Annotated in this window: 17 protein-coding genes; all 17 read right to left on the bottom strand. The window is 33.4% G+C overall.

Annotated features, from left to right (window positions below; genetic code table 11):
* Nucleotides 1–110: 110 nt before the first annotated feature.
* The 17 genes from L1S46_RS22815 to L1S46_RS22735 all read right to left on the bottom strand — a co-directional run bounded on the left by L1S46_RS22815 (nt 111) and on the right by L1S46_RS22735 (nt 20,093).
* Nucleotides 111–542 (bottom strand): MOSC domain-containing protein, encoded by a 432-nt coding sequence (locus tag L1S46_RS22815; protein ID WP_238901066.1) that lies wholly within the window; start codon nt 540–542, stop codon nt 111–113.
* Complete coding sequence (moaC, locus tag L1S46_RS22810; protein ID WP_238901065.1) at nt 542–1,021, bottom strand: cyclic pyranopterin monophosphate synthase MoaC; 480 nt, start codon at nt 1,019–1,021, stop codon at nt 542–544. The genes L1S46_RS22815 and moaC overlap by 1 nt, the downstream gene beginning before the upstream one ends.
* Before the next feature lie 79 nt (nt 1,022–1,100).
* Nucleotides 1,101–2,075: a GTP 3',8-cyclase MoaA gene (moaA, locus tag L1S46_RS22805; RefSeq protein ID WP_238901064.1), complete on the bottom strand. Its 975-nt coding sequence runs from the start codon at nt 2,073–2,075 to the stop codon at nt 1,101–1,103.
* 169 nt (nt 2,076–2,244) lie between these two features.
* Nucleotides 2,245–3,264: a molybdopterin-binding protein gene (locus tag L1S46_RS22800; RefSeq protein WP_238901063.1), complete on the bottom strand. Its 1,020-nt coding sequence runs from the start codon at nt 3,262–3,264 to the stop codon at nt 2,245–2,247.
* 97 nt (nt 3,265–3,361) lie between these two features.
* The gene (locus tag L1S46_RS22795; protein ID WP_171788423.1) at nt 3,362–4,291 is read right to left on the bottom strand and encodes an NTP transferase domain-containing protein; all 930 of its coding nucleotides are present in this window, start codon (nt 4,289–4,291) and stop codon (nt 3,362–3,364) included.
* 420 nt (nt 4,292–4,711) lie between these two features.
* Nucleotides 4,712–5,530, bottom strand: coding sequence for an FAD binding domain-containing protein (locus tag L1S46_RS22790; RefSeq protein ID WP_238901062.1), 819 nt, complete (start codon nt 5,528–5,530; stop codon nt 4,712–4,714).
* The gene (locus tag L1S46_RS22785) at nt 5,524–5,991 is read right to left on the bottom strand and encodes a (2Fe-2S)-binding protein (RefSeq protein ID WP_077830432.1); all 468 of its coding nucleotides are present in this window, start codon (nt 5,989–5,991) and stop codon (nt 5,524–5,526) included. The genes L1S46_RS22790 and L1S46_RS22785 overlap by 7 nt, the downstream gene beginning before the upstream one ends.
* Nucleotides 5,991–8,105 (bottom strand): xanthine dehydrogenase family protein molybdopterin-binding subunit, encoded by a 2,115-nt coding sequence (locus L1S46_RS22780; protein ID WP_238901061.1) that lies wholly within the window; start codon nt 8,103–8,105, stop codon nt 5,991–5,993. The genes L1S46_RS22785 and L1S46_RS22780 overlap by 1 nt, the downstream gene beginning before the upstream one ends.
* Before the next feature lie 129 nt (nt 8,106–8,234).
* Entirely contained in the window at nt 8,235–8,846 is a 612-nt protein-coding gene (locus tag L1S46_RS22775; RefSeq protein ID WP_238901060.1) for a nucleotidyltransferase family protein, read from the bottom strand.
* A gap of 52 nt (nt 8,847–8,898) precedes the next feature.
* Nucleotides 8,899–11,466: a selenium-dependent xanthine dehydrogenase gene (gene xdh / locus L1S46_RS22770; protein WP_238901059.1), complete on the bottom strand. Its 2,568-nt coding sequence runs from the start codon at nt 11,464–11,466 to the stop codon at nt 8,899–8,901.
* A 343-nt stretch (nt 11,467–11,809) separates the two neighbouring features.
* A complete protein-coding gene (locus tag L1S46_RS22765) occupies nt 11,810–13,156 on the bottom strand; it encodes a nucleobase:cation symporter-2 family protein (RefSeq protein ID WP_238901058.1) in 1,347 nt (448 codons plus the stop codon).
* Between the two features lie 55 nt (nt 13,157–13,211).
* Entirely contained in the window at nt 13,212–14,279 is a 1,068-nt protein-coding gene (locus L1S46_RS22760) for an XdhC/CoxI family protein (protein ID WP_238901057.1), read from the bottom strand.
* An 80-nt stretch (nt 14,280–14,359) separates the two neighbouring features.
* On the bottom strand, nt 14,360–14,737 hold the full coding sequence (locus L1S46_RS22755) for a RidA family protein (RefSeq protein WP_039773855.1): 378 nt from the start codon (nt 14,735–14,737) through the stop codon (nt 14,360–14,362).
* Between the two features lie 84 nt (nt 14,738–14,821).
* Nucleotides 14,822–16,150 (bottom strand): putative aminohydrolase SsnA, encoded by a 1,329-nt coding sequence (gene ssnA / locus L1S46_RS22750; protein ID WP_238901056.1) that lies wholly within the window; start codon nt 16,148–16,150, stop codon nt 14,822–14,824.
* 270 nt (nt 16,151–16,420) lie between these two features.
* Nucleotides 16,421–17,623 carry a diaminopropionate ammonia-lyase gene (dpaL, locus tag L1S46_RS22745; protein ID WP_238901055.1) on the bottom strand — a complete coding sequence of 401 codons (1,203 nt, stop codon included), beginning with the start codon at nt 17,621–17,623 and terminating at the stop codon, nt 16,421–16,423.
* A gap of 46 nt (nt 17,624–17,669) precedes the next feature.
* Nucleotides 17,670–18,293: a TetR/AcrR family transcriptional regulator gene (locus tag L1S46_RS22740; RefSeq protein WP_238901054.1), complete on the bottom strand. Its 624-nt coding sequence runs from the start codon at nt 18,291–18,293 to the stop codon at nt 17,670–17,672.
* A 375-nt stretch (nt 18,294–18,668) separates the two neighbouring features.
* Nucleotides 18,669–20,093, bottom strand: a complete 1,425-nt coding sequence (locus tag L1S46_RS22735) for an NCS2 family permease (RefSeq protein ID WP_238901053.1) — start codon at nt 20,091–20,093, stop codon at nt 18,669–18,671.
* Nucleotides 20,094–20,243: the final 150 nt, after the last annotated feature.

Genomic DNA, 20,243 nt, shown 5'->3' with positions numbered 1-20,243 from the left:
AGCCTGTGCTCCCTTCATTTGATAATTTATTATATCATTCTAATGAAGTTTACACAGACTATTTTACACTCTCATTCAAAAATATCACTTGAATTGTTATTTTTCTTATTTTAAACTATTATAATATTATCTCCAGCTTTAATATACCCCTCTTCTAGTACTTTAGTAAATATTCCTTCCCTGGGCATTACACAATCTCCTACCAATTTTCTAATTTCGCAGCCCAAATGACATTCCTTTCCTATCTGCGTAACTTCTAGCGTAACATCCCCAATTTTAAGCTTTGTTCCTATAGGAAGTTCATATAAAACTATTCCCTCAGTAGTGATGTTTTCAGCAAACTTTCCTGGAGTAAGTCCTTCGACTCCTGATGATTTCATTTTATCAATACTTTCAGTTCCAAGCAAACTCACCTGCCTATGCCACTCTCCTGCATGAGCATCCCCATCGAGACCATGATTAACTCTAAAAAAACCTTTTTCTATAGGATGTTTTATAACACCTTTTTTCTCACTTATATTCACTGCAATAACCTTACTCATCATAATCCCTTCCTTTCAAATACGCCTGATTTCCCTCCACTTTTTTTAACAAGCATAATATTGTTTATAACCATTTCTCTATCAATAGCCTTACACATATCATAAATAGTTAATGCTGCAGTGGATACTGCAGTAAGGGCCTCCATCTCAATGCCTGTCTTCCCTACAGTCTTAGTAGTTGCAGTTATTTCAATTTTATTGTTTTCAACGTCAATTCGAAAACTTATATCACAGCCCGATATCATTATAGGATGGCACATTGGTATTATTTGCGGCGTATTTTTAGCACCCATTATGCCTCCTACTTGTGCTACTGATAATACATCGCCTTTTGAAATGGTACCTTTTTTTATTCTTTCAATGGTTTCTCTTTTCATGGAAACTGTTCCAATTGCTACTGCTTCTCGTACAGTATCAAGTTTTTCAGATACATCAACCATTCTTGCTCTTCCTTCTTCATTTATATGAGTTAGTTCCATTTTTCTTATTCTCCTATCTTATACTTCCTAAGTTTTTACATTCTATTGATGCATACTGCTATAACTTTTCCAACAGTATTTATCCTCCTATTTGAACCATGTTTTTTAATTCTATATTTTCCGTACTGCTGTTATTAAAGCCATGGTGACTTGGTTTATTATATATTGCATTTTCAATAACTCTTTTTAATTGTTCTTTACTTACTCCACTACGTAGAAGAGGCTTTAATGCAACTCCATTATTATAATGAAGACATAATTTCAAATTTCCATCAGCAGTTAAACGAATACGATTACAAGTACCGCAAAATTCATTTGAAATTGCACTTATAAAGCCAATGCTTCCTTTAAAATCTGATAAATTATAATACACAGCTGGTCCATTACCATGTTTAATTTTTGAGCGTTGAAGAATTCCAAAATTCTGTTCTATCTGCTCAAATATTTGTTCATTACAAACAGGTGAATAACTTTTTCCAAAACCAATAGGCATAAGTTCTATAAAACGCACATCGATTGGATTTTCTTTAGCAATTTTCAATATATCTATTAAATCATCACCATTTAATTGAGATATTGGGACACAATTTATTTTTGTTTTCAACCCAAGCTCCACTGCTTTTTTCAATCCAAACTTCACTTTATCTAAGCAGTCCCTACGAGTAATTTTATTAAAGTTTATATTATTTAATGTATCAAGACTGATATTTACACTATCAAGACCAGCTTCAGCTAAACTATCTGCCATGTCACCAAAAAGTACGCCATTTGTGGTCATTGTTATCTCTTCAATGCCATCAATATCTTTGATTCTTCTAACTAAATTTACAATCCCCTTTCGTACTAAGGGTTCTCCTCCTGTAATTTTGATCTTGTGAATACCAAGCTGTGAAACAGTTTTAACTATTAGCATAATCTCCTTAAAAGTAAGTATTTCGTCATGTTCTAAGTTTTCAATTCCACATTCCGGCATACAATATACACATCTAAGATTACATCTATCTGTAACAGAAATTCTAAGGTATTCAATATTTCTACCACTATTATCTACCATTTTATTCACCTCATATCAACCAAGTTTATCACAGATAATTTTTAAATACTTATCCAAGATATTGAGCCATAGGAACACTTTCAGGCTGACCTTGTAATATTTATCTAATATTCATATGGGGATCAAGCCCCACCTTAATCAAGTTTCACTTGATTAAGCTTTGTTAGTCTTATTTCCCAAAACCACAATTAGGGAATGTACAAATATCGCATGAAAGACACAATCCACCATGCCCAAGGTTTGAAATATCCTCTAAAGTTATTTTGTCATCTACCATAACTCTTGGAAGAACCAAATCAAAAATAGTACGCTTGGCATACATTACGCAGCCTGGAAGTCCAATAACTGGAAGTGTATCATTATAATATGCTAGTAAAAACATTGCACCTGGAAGCACAGGTGCCCCATAGGAAACAATCTTTGCGCCTGTATTTTGAATTGCAGTCGGTGTTGTATCATCAGGGTCTACACTCATTCCACCTGTACATATTATTAATTCTGCACCTTCTTTAATAAAATCCTTTATAGCTTCTGTAATTAATTTAGGATCATCACTTAGAATCTTCTGCCCTAAAACTTCAACATTATATTCTGCAAGCTTTTCTCTAATAACAGGCCCAAATGTATCTTTAATTCTTCCATAGAAAACCTCATTACCCGTAGTTACAATCCCTGCTTTTTTGTGGATAAATGGAAGAATCTCCATTAATGGTTTGTCACCCGCCAATTTAACTGCCTCGTCCATTTTCTTTTGTTCAATTACAAGAGGAATAATACGTGTGCCTGCTAATTTATCACCTTTTTTTACAGGAAAATTACTGTGGCGGGTTGCAATCATCATTTCGCCAAGAGAATTTATTTTACGAAGCTTTTCGATATCAATTTTAAACAAACCATCTTCTGCCGCAATTAATTCAATTTTGCCTTCCTTCACCTTAGTTGCACTCATATAGTCACTTTTACATATTTTACAGAGAATTTCCGCTGCTTCATTTTCATGAAGTATTCCCTCCTTTTTTTCCCATACATAAAGATTATCTTTACCTATTGATAATAAAACTGGAATATCTTCTTCAGTAACAATGTGCCCTTTTTTAAACGCAACATCTTTTTTTTCTCCTTTGATAATTTGTGTAATATCATGACAAATTACATTACCTACAGCTTCTGTAGTTTTAATCTTTTTCATCTTTGTTCCTCCATCATTATTTGGTAATTTTGTATAAGTATAACGAATTATAAGTAAAATTTTTTTCAAAAATTTTGTTAAATATCAAGTGAAACTTCTAAAATAACCTTTCAAATTCATTCTTTGCATACTGGTGTACATTCTGTTCAAATTGCTGATATTTTTCCAAAAATTCAGTACCTTCTTTTGTAAGATAAGTTTTCCCACCATTGCTACCACCATGCTTTCTTTCAACTACTGCATAATCTAGTTCTTGTTCCAACTGATTTAACATGCTCCATGCTTTACTATAAGATAATGCCATATGTTTGCATGCACTTCGTACAGAATGGGTATCCTGAATCAGAATTAGAAGCAATTTTGTTCTTGAATCAAAAAACAAGGATTCTTTTTCAATGCTTATTTTAACAAAGGGATGAAGTATATGTTTATTATGTTTTATTAAAAGTTGATCTAATCGGTCAATATAATCAGTATCATATAGAATACCTTCATCTTCTACATCTATCCATTGTCTTTTAACTCCAATATTTTCAATGGCTCCTCGTAATCCCATATTCCCATTATATTTTAGAATTTTAGGAATCAATTCAGACGATATCAAAAGGGGATGCCCAGATTTTCCACGATATGCTGGTGAAAGTAATTTTTCATCATATTCTATCATCATTTGAAGCGTCTCTGGTGTAAACATAGGAATATTAACTGGAGTGAATAATACTTGGTCGCATTTATTCTGTAAAAAATTTAGTCCTATCTTTGCAGAATCGAACTTTCGCGAGTTTTCATATTGATCATTTCTCAAAAATACAACTCCATAATCAGCTAAATGATGTTCTATTTCTTCAGCTTTATATCCAGTAATCACTACAATTGGTGAAATTCCAGCTTTTTGAAACGTTAAAACAATTCTTTTTACGACAGTAATGGAACCAATTTTCAATAATGGATTTAATCCATTTCTTTCTGATGTTTTTCCTGCGGCAACAATTATACCGCCTGTTGTTCTCTTCTCTTTACTCTTCATATCTATACCTCTTGCTCTACTTAAGTAGTATTATCTTATTCTTCCACAAAACTCAAATAGGCTTGTACATATCATTCAAACTTTAACAAATTGATTAGTATCTTATATTTTGGTTATTAGATTCCAATTTGATCCTTTAAACCAATTGGTTATATTTTACTTTTAATACAATATTATTCTACACGTTTTTATAAAATAATTAAACCCTAAAAATACATATTATGGATTATTATTATATCAGTTTAAAATATATCCCCATTTATCAACAATTTTAATAATAATAATAAAAAGCATTCAATCCTGTTGAGATTAAATGCTTATATTCTATTTAACTTTACCTTATCTCTAGCCACTAAGATTCAGACGGGAATCAAATCATGACTAAATAAAATTTCATTTGATGCCCGAATTTTATATGAGTTAAATTCCATTACTTTCAAGAAAATCACGTAGTAAATTCATACACACAGTTTTTCTGTATTTTGCAGATACTCTACCCCTTATTGGAACAATTTCCTTTTCGTATGCTGCTAGATACTTATCCTTGAGAGCCTTAGCTTCTTCAACAGTCTTTCCTATAAGCATTGCATCAATATCTGGACGACTTATAACAACATCACTTACTGCACCAAATGCTGTCCTACAATTAAAAACCTTATCATCAACTATATTAATGATGCCAACGAAAGAAACCCTTGAAATTGCCAAAGCATTTCTTTCACCAACCTTCTTGTAATAGTAATTATTTAAATTATTTTTATTCATTAGAATCTCAACGAGGAGTTCATCTTTCTCAATCGCAGTATTCTTTCTTCCAAGGTAAAAGTCAGAAATAGGAATTACTCGTTCGCCTCTGTTGTTTGCAAGACGCAGTTTAGAGTCAGTGGCAAAAAAGATCAGTGCACTATCAGCCTTTGGAGAACCATTACATATATTTCCACCAACAGTACCAATATTTCGAATTGCTGGTGCTGCAATCTGTGAAACTGCTTCTTTCAGTACTGCTGGAATAAATTTATTTTCAATAATATCAGTATAAGTACATGCTGCACCAATACGAATATATTCTTTATCTTCTACAATATTTTTCATTTCTGCTACTTTATCAAGGAATAAATATGTGGCATTTTCATCTGGTTTAATCATCAAATCAGTACCTCCAGCATAAGGCGTAACACTTTCCTTTGCTAGGATGTCCAATGCTTCTTTTAAAAATGTTGGTTTATAACACTCTACCATAATCCTTTCCCCTCCTTTGCTGCAATACCAATAGCCTTAACTATGGCATTATAACCAGTACATCTACAAAGATTTCCAGAAATGCCTTCGCGAATCTCTGCTTCTGTAGGATTTGGATTCTTGTTAAGGATGCACTCAGTTGCAAGAATCATGCCTGGAATACAAAAACCACACTGTACAGCACTGACTGATGCATATGCCTTATCAATAACTGCAAAACGTTCAGTTTCTCTATAGCCTTCAATAGTGACAACAGTACTGCCTTCAATACTGCCCATAGCCACCATACAAGAATTAACTAACCTGCCATCAAGAATTATAGAACACGCTCCACATTCACCTTCTTTACAACCGCACTTTACGCCAGTAATACGAAATTCATTTCTAAGTACATCTAGTAAACGCTCATTTGCTTTGGAATTTGATGCGACCTCTTTACCATTAAGAATAAATTTTATCATTATTTATGCACCTCCTGTAAAACCATCATTGTATCTTCTGTTGTGAATGGAACCTTATTTAAATTTCCACCAATGGCATTTTCCATAGCTTCAACATAAGCTGGAGCTGCACCTACTAGAGGTAGCTCACCTGCACCCTTTGCTCCATATGGACCATGTGTATATGGATTATTGATTATTTCAGTAACTAGATTTGGTACATCTACTGCTGTAGGAATAATGTAATCACTAAAACTATTATTTCTAATCACACCTTTATCGTTGTAATCCATTTGTTCCATAGATGCATATCCAATCCCTTGAAGGAATCCGCCCTGCATCTGTCCTTGTATAATATTCATGTCAATAGGAACACCAACATCAAAGCTACCCCATGCGCCCAATATCTTTGTAGTGGCAGTAAGTGTATCTACTTCAACTTCAATAGCATTTAATCCCCAAGAATAGGTTGGATATGCATCTCCCTTAAATTCATCAAGACTAAATGGAATTACAAAATCAGGTTCAACGAAATGTTCTTCTATAACTTGAACTTCTCCTGATTTCCATTCTTTTTTAAGTCTCTCTGCTGCACGCCTTAATAATTCTCCAACTGTCATAAGCGAACGACTTGCAACAGTTGGGCCTGAATCAGGAACAAGATCTGTGTCTGGATTATTAATAAATACTTGTTCATAGGAAATGCCAAGGGTATCCGCAACAATTTTAGAGAAAGTAGTTTTAAGGCCTTGACCTATATCTGAATTACTTGCAAGAATATCTACAGTATCATCTGAATTTTTCCTTATTTTTGCAATGGCTTTAATGAAATCACGTTCTCCACTTCCAGTAAAACCGCATCCATGGAAAAATAAAGACATTCCAATACCTTTACGATATCTGCCATTCTGAATCTTATACTGGTCTCGTTTTACACGGTAATTGCAAAGTTTATCAATCTGTTCAATCATTTCAGGTAGAGGTACATGGAAATGATATTTGCCACTAGTAGACGTAGAATCACCTTGTTTAGCAATATATTCTTCCTTAAGCTTAAGGGAATCAACACCCATTTCTTTTGCAATATGATCCATAATCATTTCTACTGCAAAGAACGTCTGTGGTGCACCAAATCCACGGTATGCGCCACAAGGTACAGTATTGGTCTTAACAGCACGTCCCACAACGCGGAGATTATCTACACGGTATACGCCGTTTGCACAAATTAAGCCACGCTGTAAAACAACTGGAGAAAGTGTAGTGTATGCACCACTATTAAATAAAACATCAATGTCCATGCCAGTAATCTTGCCATTCTTAATAGCTACCTTATAGGTAGATATAGATGGATGACGTTTTGAAGTAAACTCCATGTCTTCTCTTCTATCAAATATAACCTTAACAGGTCTATTGGCCTTTTTAGCAGCAACTGCAACCTGGCAGGCAAGTATTGAAGGAAATGCCTCTTTTCCTCCAAATCCTCCACCAGTAACATCTTGAATTATTTGTATATCCCTTGCTTCATAACCCAATGCTTTTGAAACTGCTCCATAGACATAATATGGGCATTGCATAGAACCTCGTACAGTCATTCTTCCATCATGGGGATAAGCAATCATCCCCTGAGTTTCAAGGTAAGCTTGTTCTTGATATCCAGTCTGAAATGTTTCTATGAAAACACGATCAGCTTCTTTTAACGTCTTATCTATATCCCCTTTTGCATAGTTGTAATGGAAAAAAACTGTATCAGACTTACGCATATCCAAAATAGGAACTTCTTCTTCGTATGCTACAATAATCTCATTTAAAATTCTTTCAACTTCTTTAAACTCAGGTCCAACAACCATTAAAATCGGTTCCCCAACATACTCTACAGTATCTTCAGCATAAACCGGAGTATCATCCTCAACAATATGGACACGGTTTACACCTGTTACATCGTTCTTATCAACAACAAAATAACCTTCCGGTAATTTAGGAATCGAAATATTGGTGATTCGTGCTTTTGCCTTTGCTGAATGCAGTAGTTTACCATAAAGCATACCATCCATCACACGATCATCCACGAAAAGAGCACTACCCCTTATTTTAGATTCATGATCCTTTTTCTTTACAGATTCACTTATTTTTTCCATCCATAGCGCCTCCCATATATCTACTAATTATTTTTTGCAAAATTTCAAATTCTTTAACTTTATGTTATCTTACAAAAATATTTGCAATGTATTTCCTTACTTAAAATCCAATTTTAATATATTAAAATCTCAATTCTTTTCATCCATATAATGTACCAACCTATTGTAATCTTCCTTTGTATCTGCATCTATCGTACACCCAAAATCCTCAACAGGAACTGTTACTATTTGGTCTTCAAGCTGATTCCATAATTCTCTAAGACCACCATCTCCATGAAAATTAATAATAAAATCTATGCATTTCCAAGAAATCAAAGGTGGATGTTTTCGTTGTCCATTAATAGTAGGAAAAGCCACCATAGCACCTGTTCTGCTTATTGAATCTTTTACCATAAGGAAAGTTTTTGTTTTAATTGCTGGCATATCTCCCGGAAGAAGATAAAAGGCATCACAGTTATCCAATGCTAATACTCCAAGCTTAACAGATGCAAGCATATCCGTTTCAGCATATTTTTCATTGTATATAAATGTTAATTGTGAACAATCATATTTATTACGTAGTAAATTCTCAACCTCTTCAGCATTAAATCCCAAAACTACAACGATTTGATTCACTCCAGCATTAAGCATACTATCAATACTGTATTCAATTATAGTTCTTTCTTTCAATTTCAGGAGGGGTTTAAATGCCTTCATACGGCTAGATAAACCAGCAGCCACTATAATGCCATTAGTTTTCATCTAAGAATCTTCCTTTCTTAACAGCAAAAGAATAAATACTTGCTTTTATATATTATTTATTCTTTTGTTTTTTATAAAATGTATCTTTTAGTGGCAACTGAGCGCGGAATTTTCCGTCTAATCTGTAATAAGCAAGAGAACAAGCTGGAGCTGTTGGAATCAAGCATAGTTCTCCACAACCTTTGGCACCATAAGTCTCTGGAATTTTATTTTTGCTCTGCACAAGAATAACTTCAAGCTCAGGGGCCTCAGTCGCTCTCATAAGTCCTAGCGTGCCTAGTTTTGTCTTAGGATAACTTCCTTCAATTTTAAATTCTTCTGTCAAAGCATAACCTAATCCCATAACCATACCACCTTCAATCTGCCCTTCAACAGACTGAATATTAACAGGTGTTCCAACATCATATGCTGCAACTACTTTTTCAACTTTTCCTTCTTCATTTAAAATAACAACTTGAGCTCCATAGCTATAGCTTACATGACTAATTGGATTTTCTTTTATAGATCCCATTGGGTCTGTCTTTGCAGAATACTCGCCATAAAATTCTCTGCCTTCTAAATCATCAAGCCCTAAGCCTTTATCTAATTCTGCTTTCAATTTTTCAGATGCTCGTCTTACAGCTTCTCCAGTTACTACAGTTTGTCTAGAAGCTGTACTAGTTCCTGAGTTAGGTGTACGAATAGTATCTGGTCTTTCGTGTATGATAAGAACCGGATCTAACCCAGTTGTCTCACATAATACAGTAGTGCACATTGTTGCAATCCCTTGCCCCATACATGCTGCAGAAGTTCGAATATGAACTTTTCCATCTTCAATTGATAAGATACAACGCCCAATGTCTTTATTACCTACACCGGTTCCGCTATTTTTGAATCCAATGGCAATACCCGCATATGGATTTGATTCATATACATCCTTAACGGCTTCCAAACACTCTGCCATAGCAACACTTTCATCTGCTATCTGACCATTTGGCAAAACCTCCCCTGGACGAATTGCATTACGATAACGAATTTCCCATGGTGAAATTCCAACCATCTCAGCAAGTAGATTAATGTTATTTTCAGTAGCAAAGCAACTTTGTATTACACCAAAGCCTCTAAATGCGCCAGATACAACATTGTTTGTGTAAACTGACATTCCTAAGATATCAATATTCTGATAATTATATGGTCCAGGTGCGTGAGTACATGCTCTTTGTAATACAGGCCCACCAAGAGATGCATACGCACCTGTATCGGCAATAATAACACCTTTCATAGCTGTCAAGTAACCATTTTCATCACAAGCTGTTGTAAACTCCATTTCCATTGGATGACGTTTAGTATGATAATCCAGACTTTCCTGTCTCGAGAATTTTACTTTACATGGTTTTTTCGTATACCATGCCATTAATGCTGCATGATGCTGAACGCTCATATCTTCTTTACCACCAAATCCGCCTCCAACAAGTTGTGCATGACAATGTACCTTTTCTATTGGAATTTTAAGCATATTTGAAATCTCACGTTGCTCATCATAAACAGATTGAGAACCTGAATACAACAATATGCCATCTTCTCCTTCAGGCATTGCGATTGCACATTCTGGCTCCATAAATCCATGTTCCTGAAATGGTGTCTTATATTTTCTTGTTACAACATATTTAGAATTTTTAATTGCTTCATTAGCATTACCCCGTTTTAGAATATCACGGCTCATAATATTTCCATCAGAATGGATTAGAGGTGCATCTGCCTTTAAAGCATCTGTCGGACAAGTAATGGGTTCCAATTCAGTATAGTCAATTTCAACTAATTGACATACTTCATCAAGTTTGTCTTTATGGTAAGTTGCTACTAATGCCAATGCATCTCCTACATATCTAGTTGTATCTCCTTCAGCAATCATTACATCCCAGTCCTGCTTTATATGCCCAATTTTATTGTTTGGAACATCTTTTGCAAGTAAGACTTTTGCGCAGTCTGGATGCGCTTCTGCTTTCTTTATATCAATTTTATTTATAATAGCTCTTGGATATTTTGTACGTACTGCTTTTACATATAACATTCCAGGTATTTCGATATCATCTACGAAAATACCTGTCCCATTTATTTTTTCAGCTGCATCAACACGTTTAAATTTCTGTGCCATTTTTAATTCAGTAGGAGCAGTTGGAATTTTAAGATTGTCCCTAAAATATTCTGCCGCCATTAAAATAGCTTCTTCAATTTTCTTATAGCCTGTACATCTACAAAGGTTTCCATTAATTGCTTTTTTCACATCTATTCTTGTTGGTTTAAGATTAATATCTAATAATGATTTTGCGGAGATTACCATTCCAGGAATACAAAAACCACATTGAACTGCGCCTGCTTCTGCAAAACAATGTTCATAAACTTCCTTTTCTCTAGAGCTTAATCCTTCAACAGTTAAAATCTTTTTTCCTTCGAATTTTGATATCTTTTGGAGGCAAGCCTTTACTTTTTTCCCATCTACCAAAACAGTACATGCTCCACATGCCCCTTCGCTACAACCATCTTTTACAGAAGTAATTCTCAAATCATCTCTTAAAAAAGAAATTAAAGATTTATCAATTTCAGATACTTCATCTTTACCATTTATATTTAATTTAAACATAAATAACCTCCCATCTCATATCCTTTAACAGTATTTACTATAAATAGTATAAATCTGTAAATAATTTCTAGCAAATTATTTCTCAAAAGAACTTGCTAAAACTTTAAGTTCATATCTTTACTAGAAATCAACTACATTTTTGTGGAGCAGGCATTTGAAAATAAGCTGCTAAAAAGTACTTAATGGAAGCTTGTCTACATTAGCTTTTCACAATGAAATTGGGAGCAAGCTAATGTTGGTGTAAGCTTCCATTTAAATTTTCATAGTCCTAAGAAACAAAAATGTATTTGATTTTGGTAAGTTATCAAATAACTCTAAGTTGCATGCTAGATATCTGTAAAATTCATTCTGAAACCGAATTTTGCTTTATATTGCTTTCAATATTCCTATTACCATGATTCAGAAATGCATTAAGAATTACGGCAGTTACTGATGCCGAAACTATACCACTACTAAAAATAGACTTGAAAAATGTTGGTGTTTGGTCAAGTAACGTAGGTACAGCAGTAATTCCAAGTCCTATACCAATAGAGCAAGCAACAATCATCATATTTGCATTATTATTAAAATCTACACTTTGAAGCATTTGAAAACCTGCGACTGCAACCATTGCAAACATTATTGTTGTAGCTCCGCCTATAACAGGCTGAGGAATAATAGTAGCTAATGCTGCAAATTTAGGAATTAATCCTAGTGAAATAAGAATAATACCAGATGCTATAACAACAAAGCGGCTTTTTACTTTACTTAAAGCTAAAAGTCCTAGGTTCTGATTGAATGTTGTATATGGGAATGAATTAAAGATACCTCCTAAAAATGTTGAAATTGCTTCTGCTCTTAGTCCACGTACAATATCTTTTTCGGTGATAACCTTTTCACAGACTTTGCCAATTCCAAGAAATGTACCTGTTGATTCAATCATTACTGTTAACATAACGAATGTCATCATAATTATTGAACCAATATCAAATTGAGGTAATCCAAAATTAAAAGGATGAACAATACTTATCCATTTTGCATTTGTTACTACTAAAAAATCTACTTTTCCCATAAATGCAGCAACTATTGTTCCTAAAATAATACCATTTAAAACAGAAATTGCTTGAAAAAATCCCCTTAGAAATTTATTAGATATTAAAACAATGATCATTACAAATGATCCTAGTATAAGGTTGTCTACACTTCCAAAATCTTTAGCTCCTGAACCGCCACCAATACTAGTAACCCCTACATTTACTAAAGAAAGACCTATCATTGTAACTACTGTTCCTGTTACAACAGTAGGGAAAAACTTTAATATCTTTCCATACAATGGAGCCACTAATACAACAATAATTGCAGCTACTATTATAGAACCATACGCTGTTTGCATTCCTAAACTTTTACCAATAATAATTAGTGGACCAACTGCAGCAAATGTACAACCTAAAATTGCTGGCAGCTTAATACCAACATACGGACCTATCCCAATTGCCTGTATTAAAGTTGCAATACCGCAAGTAAATAAATCTGCAGCCACCAAAAATGCTAATTGCTCGGGTGTTAGACCTACAGCACCGCCAATTATTAATGGTACTGCAACTGCACCTGCATACATTGCTAGTACATGTTGTAATCCTAAAATAGCAAGCTGACTTACTGGTAGCATTTCATTTACTTTGTCATCTTTTTTAATATTATTTTGTGACATAATCAACCTCCTCAATAAAATTTAGTATTAATTAATGTTAAAAAATTAACTTTCCCTAAATTATTTCAATTAGCACTTCCATAGTTCCACCACATGCCATACCTTCAGATTCAGCCACATCACCGGTCATGTCAACTTGCTGTATATAAAAACCTTTTTCTCGCATAATTTCTCTTGCCTTTTGCAATACACCAGATTCACTGCATCCTCCGCCTATACTTCCGATATTTCTGCCATCAGGATAAGTCAACATTTTAGCTCCTGCTTTTCTCGGAACTGATCCTTTAGAAGACAGTATAGTTATAAGTGCTTTAGGTTCTGATGATTCTTTAGATATATTTTCTAATATTTCTGCATCAAACTCTGGAATTGCGAAATTTTTACCAAACTTGCTCATAGAGCCCTTATTTTTAAAGCTTATAAGCTGTGCTACTATAGAAATAGCTATTTCATCTGGAGTGATAGCATATATCTCTATACCTATTGGAGCATTAACCAATTCAAGCTTTTCTTTAGAAAAGCCCTCCTCTAATAGCTCGCTTCTCATAGCATTTACCCTGCGCCTTGAGCCTATCATTCCAACATAACTAAGGTCATGATTTAAGACTTGACGCAAAACAACTCCATCATATCTATGCCCTCTTGTTATAATAACTACATAATCGGACTTCTTTAAGTTAATTAAATCAAAGGATTTCTCGAAACTTTCACAAATAACTTTTTCTGCTTCATGAAATCGCACTGTATTAGCAAAGGAAGGTCTATCATCTATAACAGTAATAGAGAAACCTGCTCTTGATGCAAATTCTGATAAAGGTTTTGCTATATGACCGCCACCAAAAACAATTAAACGTGGTTTGGGGATGAATGGTTCAATTAAAATAGTCTCATTTTCTTCTATATTAAAAGATTCAAGTTTCCCACTTTCTAAACAACTACATATTTTTTCGTAAATATAGTCATTAAGTGAAAGAGACTTTTTTTCTATATCTTCCTTTGTTAAGATAACTTTTCTGACAATGGAACCTTGTCTTGCACTATGCAAATCAAGATAAGTTAACATTACGCACTGATTACGGTTGTTAACTTCAATTAATATTTGCTTGTATATGTCTTCAAACATTTTTTCACCTTCCACCGTAAATATTCTCTTAATAATATTCTCACCATTCTCTTATCACTTTTTATAAATCTATCGTAATATTATTCCATTGTTGCAATGACTTCTATTTCAATAACTGCGTCCATTGGTAATTTAGCAATTTGAACGCAACTTCTTGCTGGTGGATTTTCTTTAAAATATGTTCCATAAACTTCATTTACTGCTGCAAAATCATTTAAATCTTTTACAAATACAGTTGTTTTAAATACTTTCTCCATACTTGTTCCTGCTTCTTCTAATATGGCTTTACAATTTTCTAAACTTTGTTTAGTCGCTGTTTTTATTTCAGTTTCTAAAACTTTTGTTTCCGGATTTAATGGTAGTTGACCTGAAGTATATACTAATCCTTGAACTACCACTCCTTGAGAGTATGGTCCTATTGCTGCTGGTGCCTTTTGAGTATTAATTATTTTTTTCATTTTTAATTCTCCTAATCTTGTTATATTTTATTTTTTATTACACTTACTTTTAACAAAGATGTTCATTTCCAAAATATTTTTTGATTAAATTCTATCCCATAGCTTCCGACTTACTTTTCTAGCTTCATTTAATATTTCATCTTCATTAACATTAAGAAGCTTACCATCTCTGACTAAAACATTTCCATTTACTATAGTTGTATCCACAGATTTTCCCATCATTCCAAATAAGATATGTGAATTGTAATTACTTTCATTCATTGGCGTTAATGGATTGTAATCTACTATTATCACATCTCCATTAGCTCCTCTTTCAATAATCCCAAATTTTCCTGCAAAATGCCTTTCTGCAATACTTCTATTATTTTCAAATAGCATTAAAGGTACTTCACCCCAAGCTACTGATGGATCCTTTAGATTATGCTTATGAATTATATTTGCAACCTTCATGGATTCAAACATATCTTGAGTATAACCATCTGTTCCAAGTCCCACAGTTACACCTTTCTTTATAAGGTCAAGTGCCGGTGATACACCTACTGCATTGCCCATATTTGATTCAGGATTATGCACTACAGACGTATTTGTATTTAAAAGCAATTCTTGCTCATTTTCATTTGCATGTACACAATGAACTGCAATTGTTTTTTCTCCTAATATATTAAAATCATTTAGTCTCTCTACTATTCTCTTGCCATGCTTTTCCACACATTGTTCTTCATCTGCCAATCCTTCAGCTACATGAATATGATATCCACAATTTAACTTTTCAGCTTCCTTTACACATTTTTTTAAGGATTCATCAGATAAGGTAAAGCTTGCGTGCATTCCAAACATTGCAGACTTCATATTATCATGCTTTTCATTGCAATAATTTATATAATCTACATTTTCTTTAATTCCCTTTTCTAAAATTTCTTCTCCATCTCTATCAGATACTTCGTAACAAAGCGAAGTTCTTATCCCAAGTTCTTCTGCTACATTTCCAATTGTAAAAAGGCTGTCTTTAACAGCATTTGGACTTGCATGATGATCAAAAAATGTTGTTACTCCAAACTTTAAACTATCCATTAATGTTGTGTAAGCACTATACTTTATATCTTCTAGAGATAAAGTTTTATCTAATCTCCACCATAAATTATTTAATATATCTAAGAAGTTTTTAGATGTTGGACCATCTAAATTCATACCTCTTGCAAAGGCGCTATATATATGTCCGTGAGTATTTATAAGACCTGGCATAATAACTTTTCCTTTTGCATCTATATATTCTGCCTCATTATATTTATCTAAGATATCACCAGTGTTTCCATAATCAATTATCTTACCATCATTTATAACTAATGCACCATTTTCAAAAAATGGATTTTCCTTGTTTTGAGTTATTAGTCTTCCATTACCTACAATTTTCATAAAAACTCCTCCATACCTTTTTATACCAGCTTTCGCCTTTTTAAATTTTGAACAGCTACTTGATTATTTATCTGATGTCTAGCCGCTGTAACACTCCCACGCACTTTGTGAAAGCGACTATGCCAAATTGCAAATTTGGAATATCTGCTTTTCTATAAGTGGGCGATAACAGCGGCACGACCCTAGATAAGTTCAACTAAGATTCAGATTGGGATCAAACCCCACTTGAATCAAGTTTCACTTGATAAAACATTCATTGTGATCTAATTATTAATATCTACCATCCCAAACTATTTCTCTATATTTCTCTGGATCTGTATCTCCTTCTGTACTAAATAAAAGCACTTTAGAATTTTCATCTAACTCTAAAGCTTCTTTTAAATCTTTATATTCATCATTAGTCATAATTTCATATAAAGCACCAGTCGTTACTGCTCCTGATTCACCTGAAATTACGCCTGTATCTCCCTTTAATGGATTTCCAAGAATCCTCATTCCCTTAGCTGCTACCCAATCAGGGCATGAAATAAATGCCTTTGAATAATTCTTTAATATGGTAAAACCAATTGTGTTAACTTCTCCACAAGCAAGTCCAGCCATAATAGTTTGCATATCTCCACCAACTGATCTTGCTTCCCCATCATTTGCTATTGCTGATTTATAGTAACAATCGGCAAGATTTGATTCTACTACTACAGTTTTTGGGCAGTCGTCTCCATATTGCGAAGCAAAGAAACCTTGAACAGCTCCTGCGAGTGATCCAACACCAGCTTGCACGAAAATGTGAGTAGGCTTTAAAACATTAAGTGCTTTTAATTGTTCACTTGCCTCTAAAGCCATTGTTCCATATCCTTGCATTATCCATGCAGGTATTTTTTCATAGCCTCTCCATGCAGTATCTTGAATAATTACGCCATTATGTTCTTCTGCATATTTATTTGCGAGTCTTACAGCATCATCATAGTTTAGTTCTGTAATACTAGCTTCTGCGCCTTCAGCCTTTATGTTATTTAATCTTTTAATTGAAGAGCCCTTTGGCATGAAAACTACTGATTTTTGTTTCAACCTATTAGCTGTCCATGCAACTCCTCTTCCATGATTACCATCTGTTGCTGTTACAAAAGTTATATCTCCAAGTTTATCTTTAACTTCCTTGCAAGTCATTTTTTCATATGGTAAATCTTCTATATCTTCACCTAACTTTTCTGCCAAATATTTCCCCATGGCAAATGAGCCACCTAATACTTTAAATGCATTTAATTCAAATCTATAGGATTCATCCTTTAAATATATTCCTCCCAATCCAATCTTTTTAGCTAACTCTTTTAAATCTATTAATGGTGTTTCATCATATTCTAAAAAACTTTCATGAAATTTCTTTGCCTTTGATACTTCTTCTTTTTTAAGAAATTTTACACTTTCTTCTTTATCAGTTTTAGGTAAGGTATTTTCTTTCCATAATATTTTTTCCATTATAATTCCTCCAATTAAATTAATTCTTATCTTACTAAAAATTTAGTTACTTTATGCTAAGGCACGTGGGCTTGTTATTTTTTTGAATTTGCCCAAATATCATTCTCTCTGCCAGATCAAAATATTGATCTAGATCAAATTTCCCCTCATCAATTAAATATTGCAGTGAAGCACCTAGCATTAAAGACACTGCTAAGTACGGTAACATGTCCAAATTCATCATATCTTTATCTTCGATTTGATCACCTTTATATAAAACTTCACGAATATTGTCACGCCAAATTTCAAATGTATTTTTAAATTTTAGTTTTATTTCTTCATTTACTGTTCCTTGCACCCAATAATCAATTTGCGTATAATCAAATTCCTTTTTGTTGAGAATATCATTCTTTTTTTGATCAAAAAAACCTCTGATATTTTCAACTACACTTTTATTTTCTATATTAATATAATTCTTTCGATCATTAGAAAATTCTTCTTGTATCTTATCTAAAAGAGAAATCAATATATCATTTTTAGATGAGAAATGATAATGTAAATTCGCTTGACTCATATGCGCTTCATTGGCAATCATATGCATACGAGTACCACTAATTTTCTCTTTTGAAACCACTTTCATTGTAGCCTTTAGTATTTTTTCTTTAACGTCACCAGACATAATTAATCCCATCTTTCTTGTAACATTTTATTATGTAGAAATTTATGTTTATCCAATTGATTTTCCTCTTATCCGATAACTACCATCTGTAAACTTTCCCAATAGTGAATATTTCAAACTTACAGATACTTGTTCTATCTTTAATAGAAAATGTCATATTGGCTGAACTAGGTGATATAGTTTGTTTTAGGCACATAAAAATAAATAACAAATCCAAAGTTGCTATGATTATTTTTTTGAATGTGACTTATTAAATCTAAACACCTAGTCACCTTATTTGGCATAGACATTTTAACTTATCTCGCAAGTTTTGTGATTACTAACGTTTTAACTCATAATATATTTCCTAATATCATTAACTGGTATATAAGTTACTATTCCATGATTTTATTCAAATGGAAGTAAAATATACCTAAGAATGAATAATACTGCAAGTATATATACTATTGGATGGATTTCTTTTTGTCTGCCTGTAGCTATTTTTGTTATTGGATAAAAAATCATAGCGGCTGCAATTCCATTAGCTATACTATAAGAAAAAGCCATTAATGATATAGCAAAAAAAGCTGGAACTGCTTCTGTAAAATCGCTGAAATCTATATTAACAATTGCTGACATCATTAAAACACCTACTATTACAAGGGCTGGAGCTGTTGCTTGTCCTGGAACTATACCAACAAGGCCTGAGAAGAATAATGATAAAATAAATAATATTCCCACTACTGTTGAAGTAAGTCCAGTTCTTCCTCCTTCTGAAACACCAGCTGTAGACTCAATATATGTTGAAATGGTACTTGTACCTAAAACTGAACCAGCAGTTGTTGCTACTGCATCACAAATCAATGCTTTTTTCATTCTTAAAACCTTACCATTTTCATCAACCATTCCTGCTTTTGTAGCTGTACCTACAAGAGTTCCGATAGTATCAAAAAGATCGACTAAACAAATAGTTATAACAACCATTATAACGCTAAGAAATGCGCCTCCTATTGATGTTCCGCCTTTTGAAAAAAGTCCTGAAAAATCAAATGCTGCAAACGTAGGAGCAAGTGATGGTGGTGCACTGAAAACATGTAAATTTTCAAGTGATGTGATTTTGAATGGAATTCCTATTATTGTAGTTGAAATTATTCCAATTAAAATTGAACCCTTAATACCCCTAGCCATTAGAACAGCAGTTATTATGATTCCTATTATAGTAAGCAGTGTTCCTGGATTTGCAAAGTTTCCGAATCCAACTAATGTTGCTGGATTTGACACTACTACACCACCAGATTTCAATCCAATAAGAGCTATATAGAGTCCAATACCTCCGGAAATTGCATATTTTAGATTTTGAGGTATTGCATCAACTATCTTTTCTCGTATGGATGTTACTGTAATAAGTATAAATAATACACCTGACATGAATACGCATGATAAAGCCTGATGCCATGTAAAACCTAAGGTTAAACATACAGTATACGTAAAAAATGCATTAAGACCCATACCAGGAGCCTGAGCAAAAGGAAGATTTGCATACAGCCCCATTATTAATGTGCCAATGGCAGCTGCGAGACAAGTAGCTACGAAAACTGATGATACTATTGGATCAGAGCCTACACTAAACTGTGCTGCTGCATCTCCTACTGCATTTGCAGAATTCATACCAGCTATTTTTAATATATTAGGATTAACAAATATAATGTATGCCATTGTAACAAAAGTAGTAATTCCAGCAAGTATTTCTGTCTTTACATTTGAGTTATTTTCTTCCAAGTGAAAATAACTCTCCAAAAATGATGGTTTTTGTTTGGTTACATCTTTTTTCATGAAATGTCCTCCTTAAAATTATAGCTAGTGTTAGGCACATTCAAATAAATAACAAATTCATGTGCCTTATTGTTGTTTCAATTTTCTAAATCCTTGCCATACACTCCCCCTCTTGCAGTGGTACATAACCTCTTCGCTTGCTATCTATTT

This window comes from Clostridium sp. YIM B02500 (assembly GCF_022324665.1).
GTDB lineage: Bacteria > Bacillota > Clostridia > Clostridiales > Clostridiaceae > Clostridium > Clostridium beijerinckii.
This window is presented reverse-complemented; position numbering and strand designations above follow the sequence as displayed.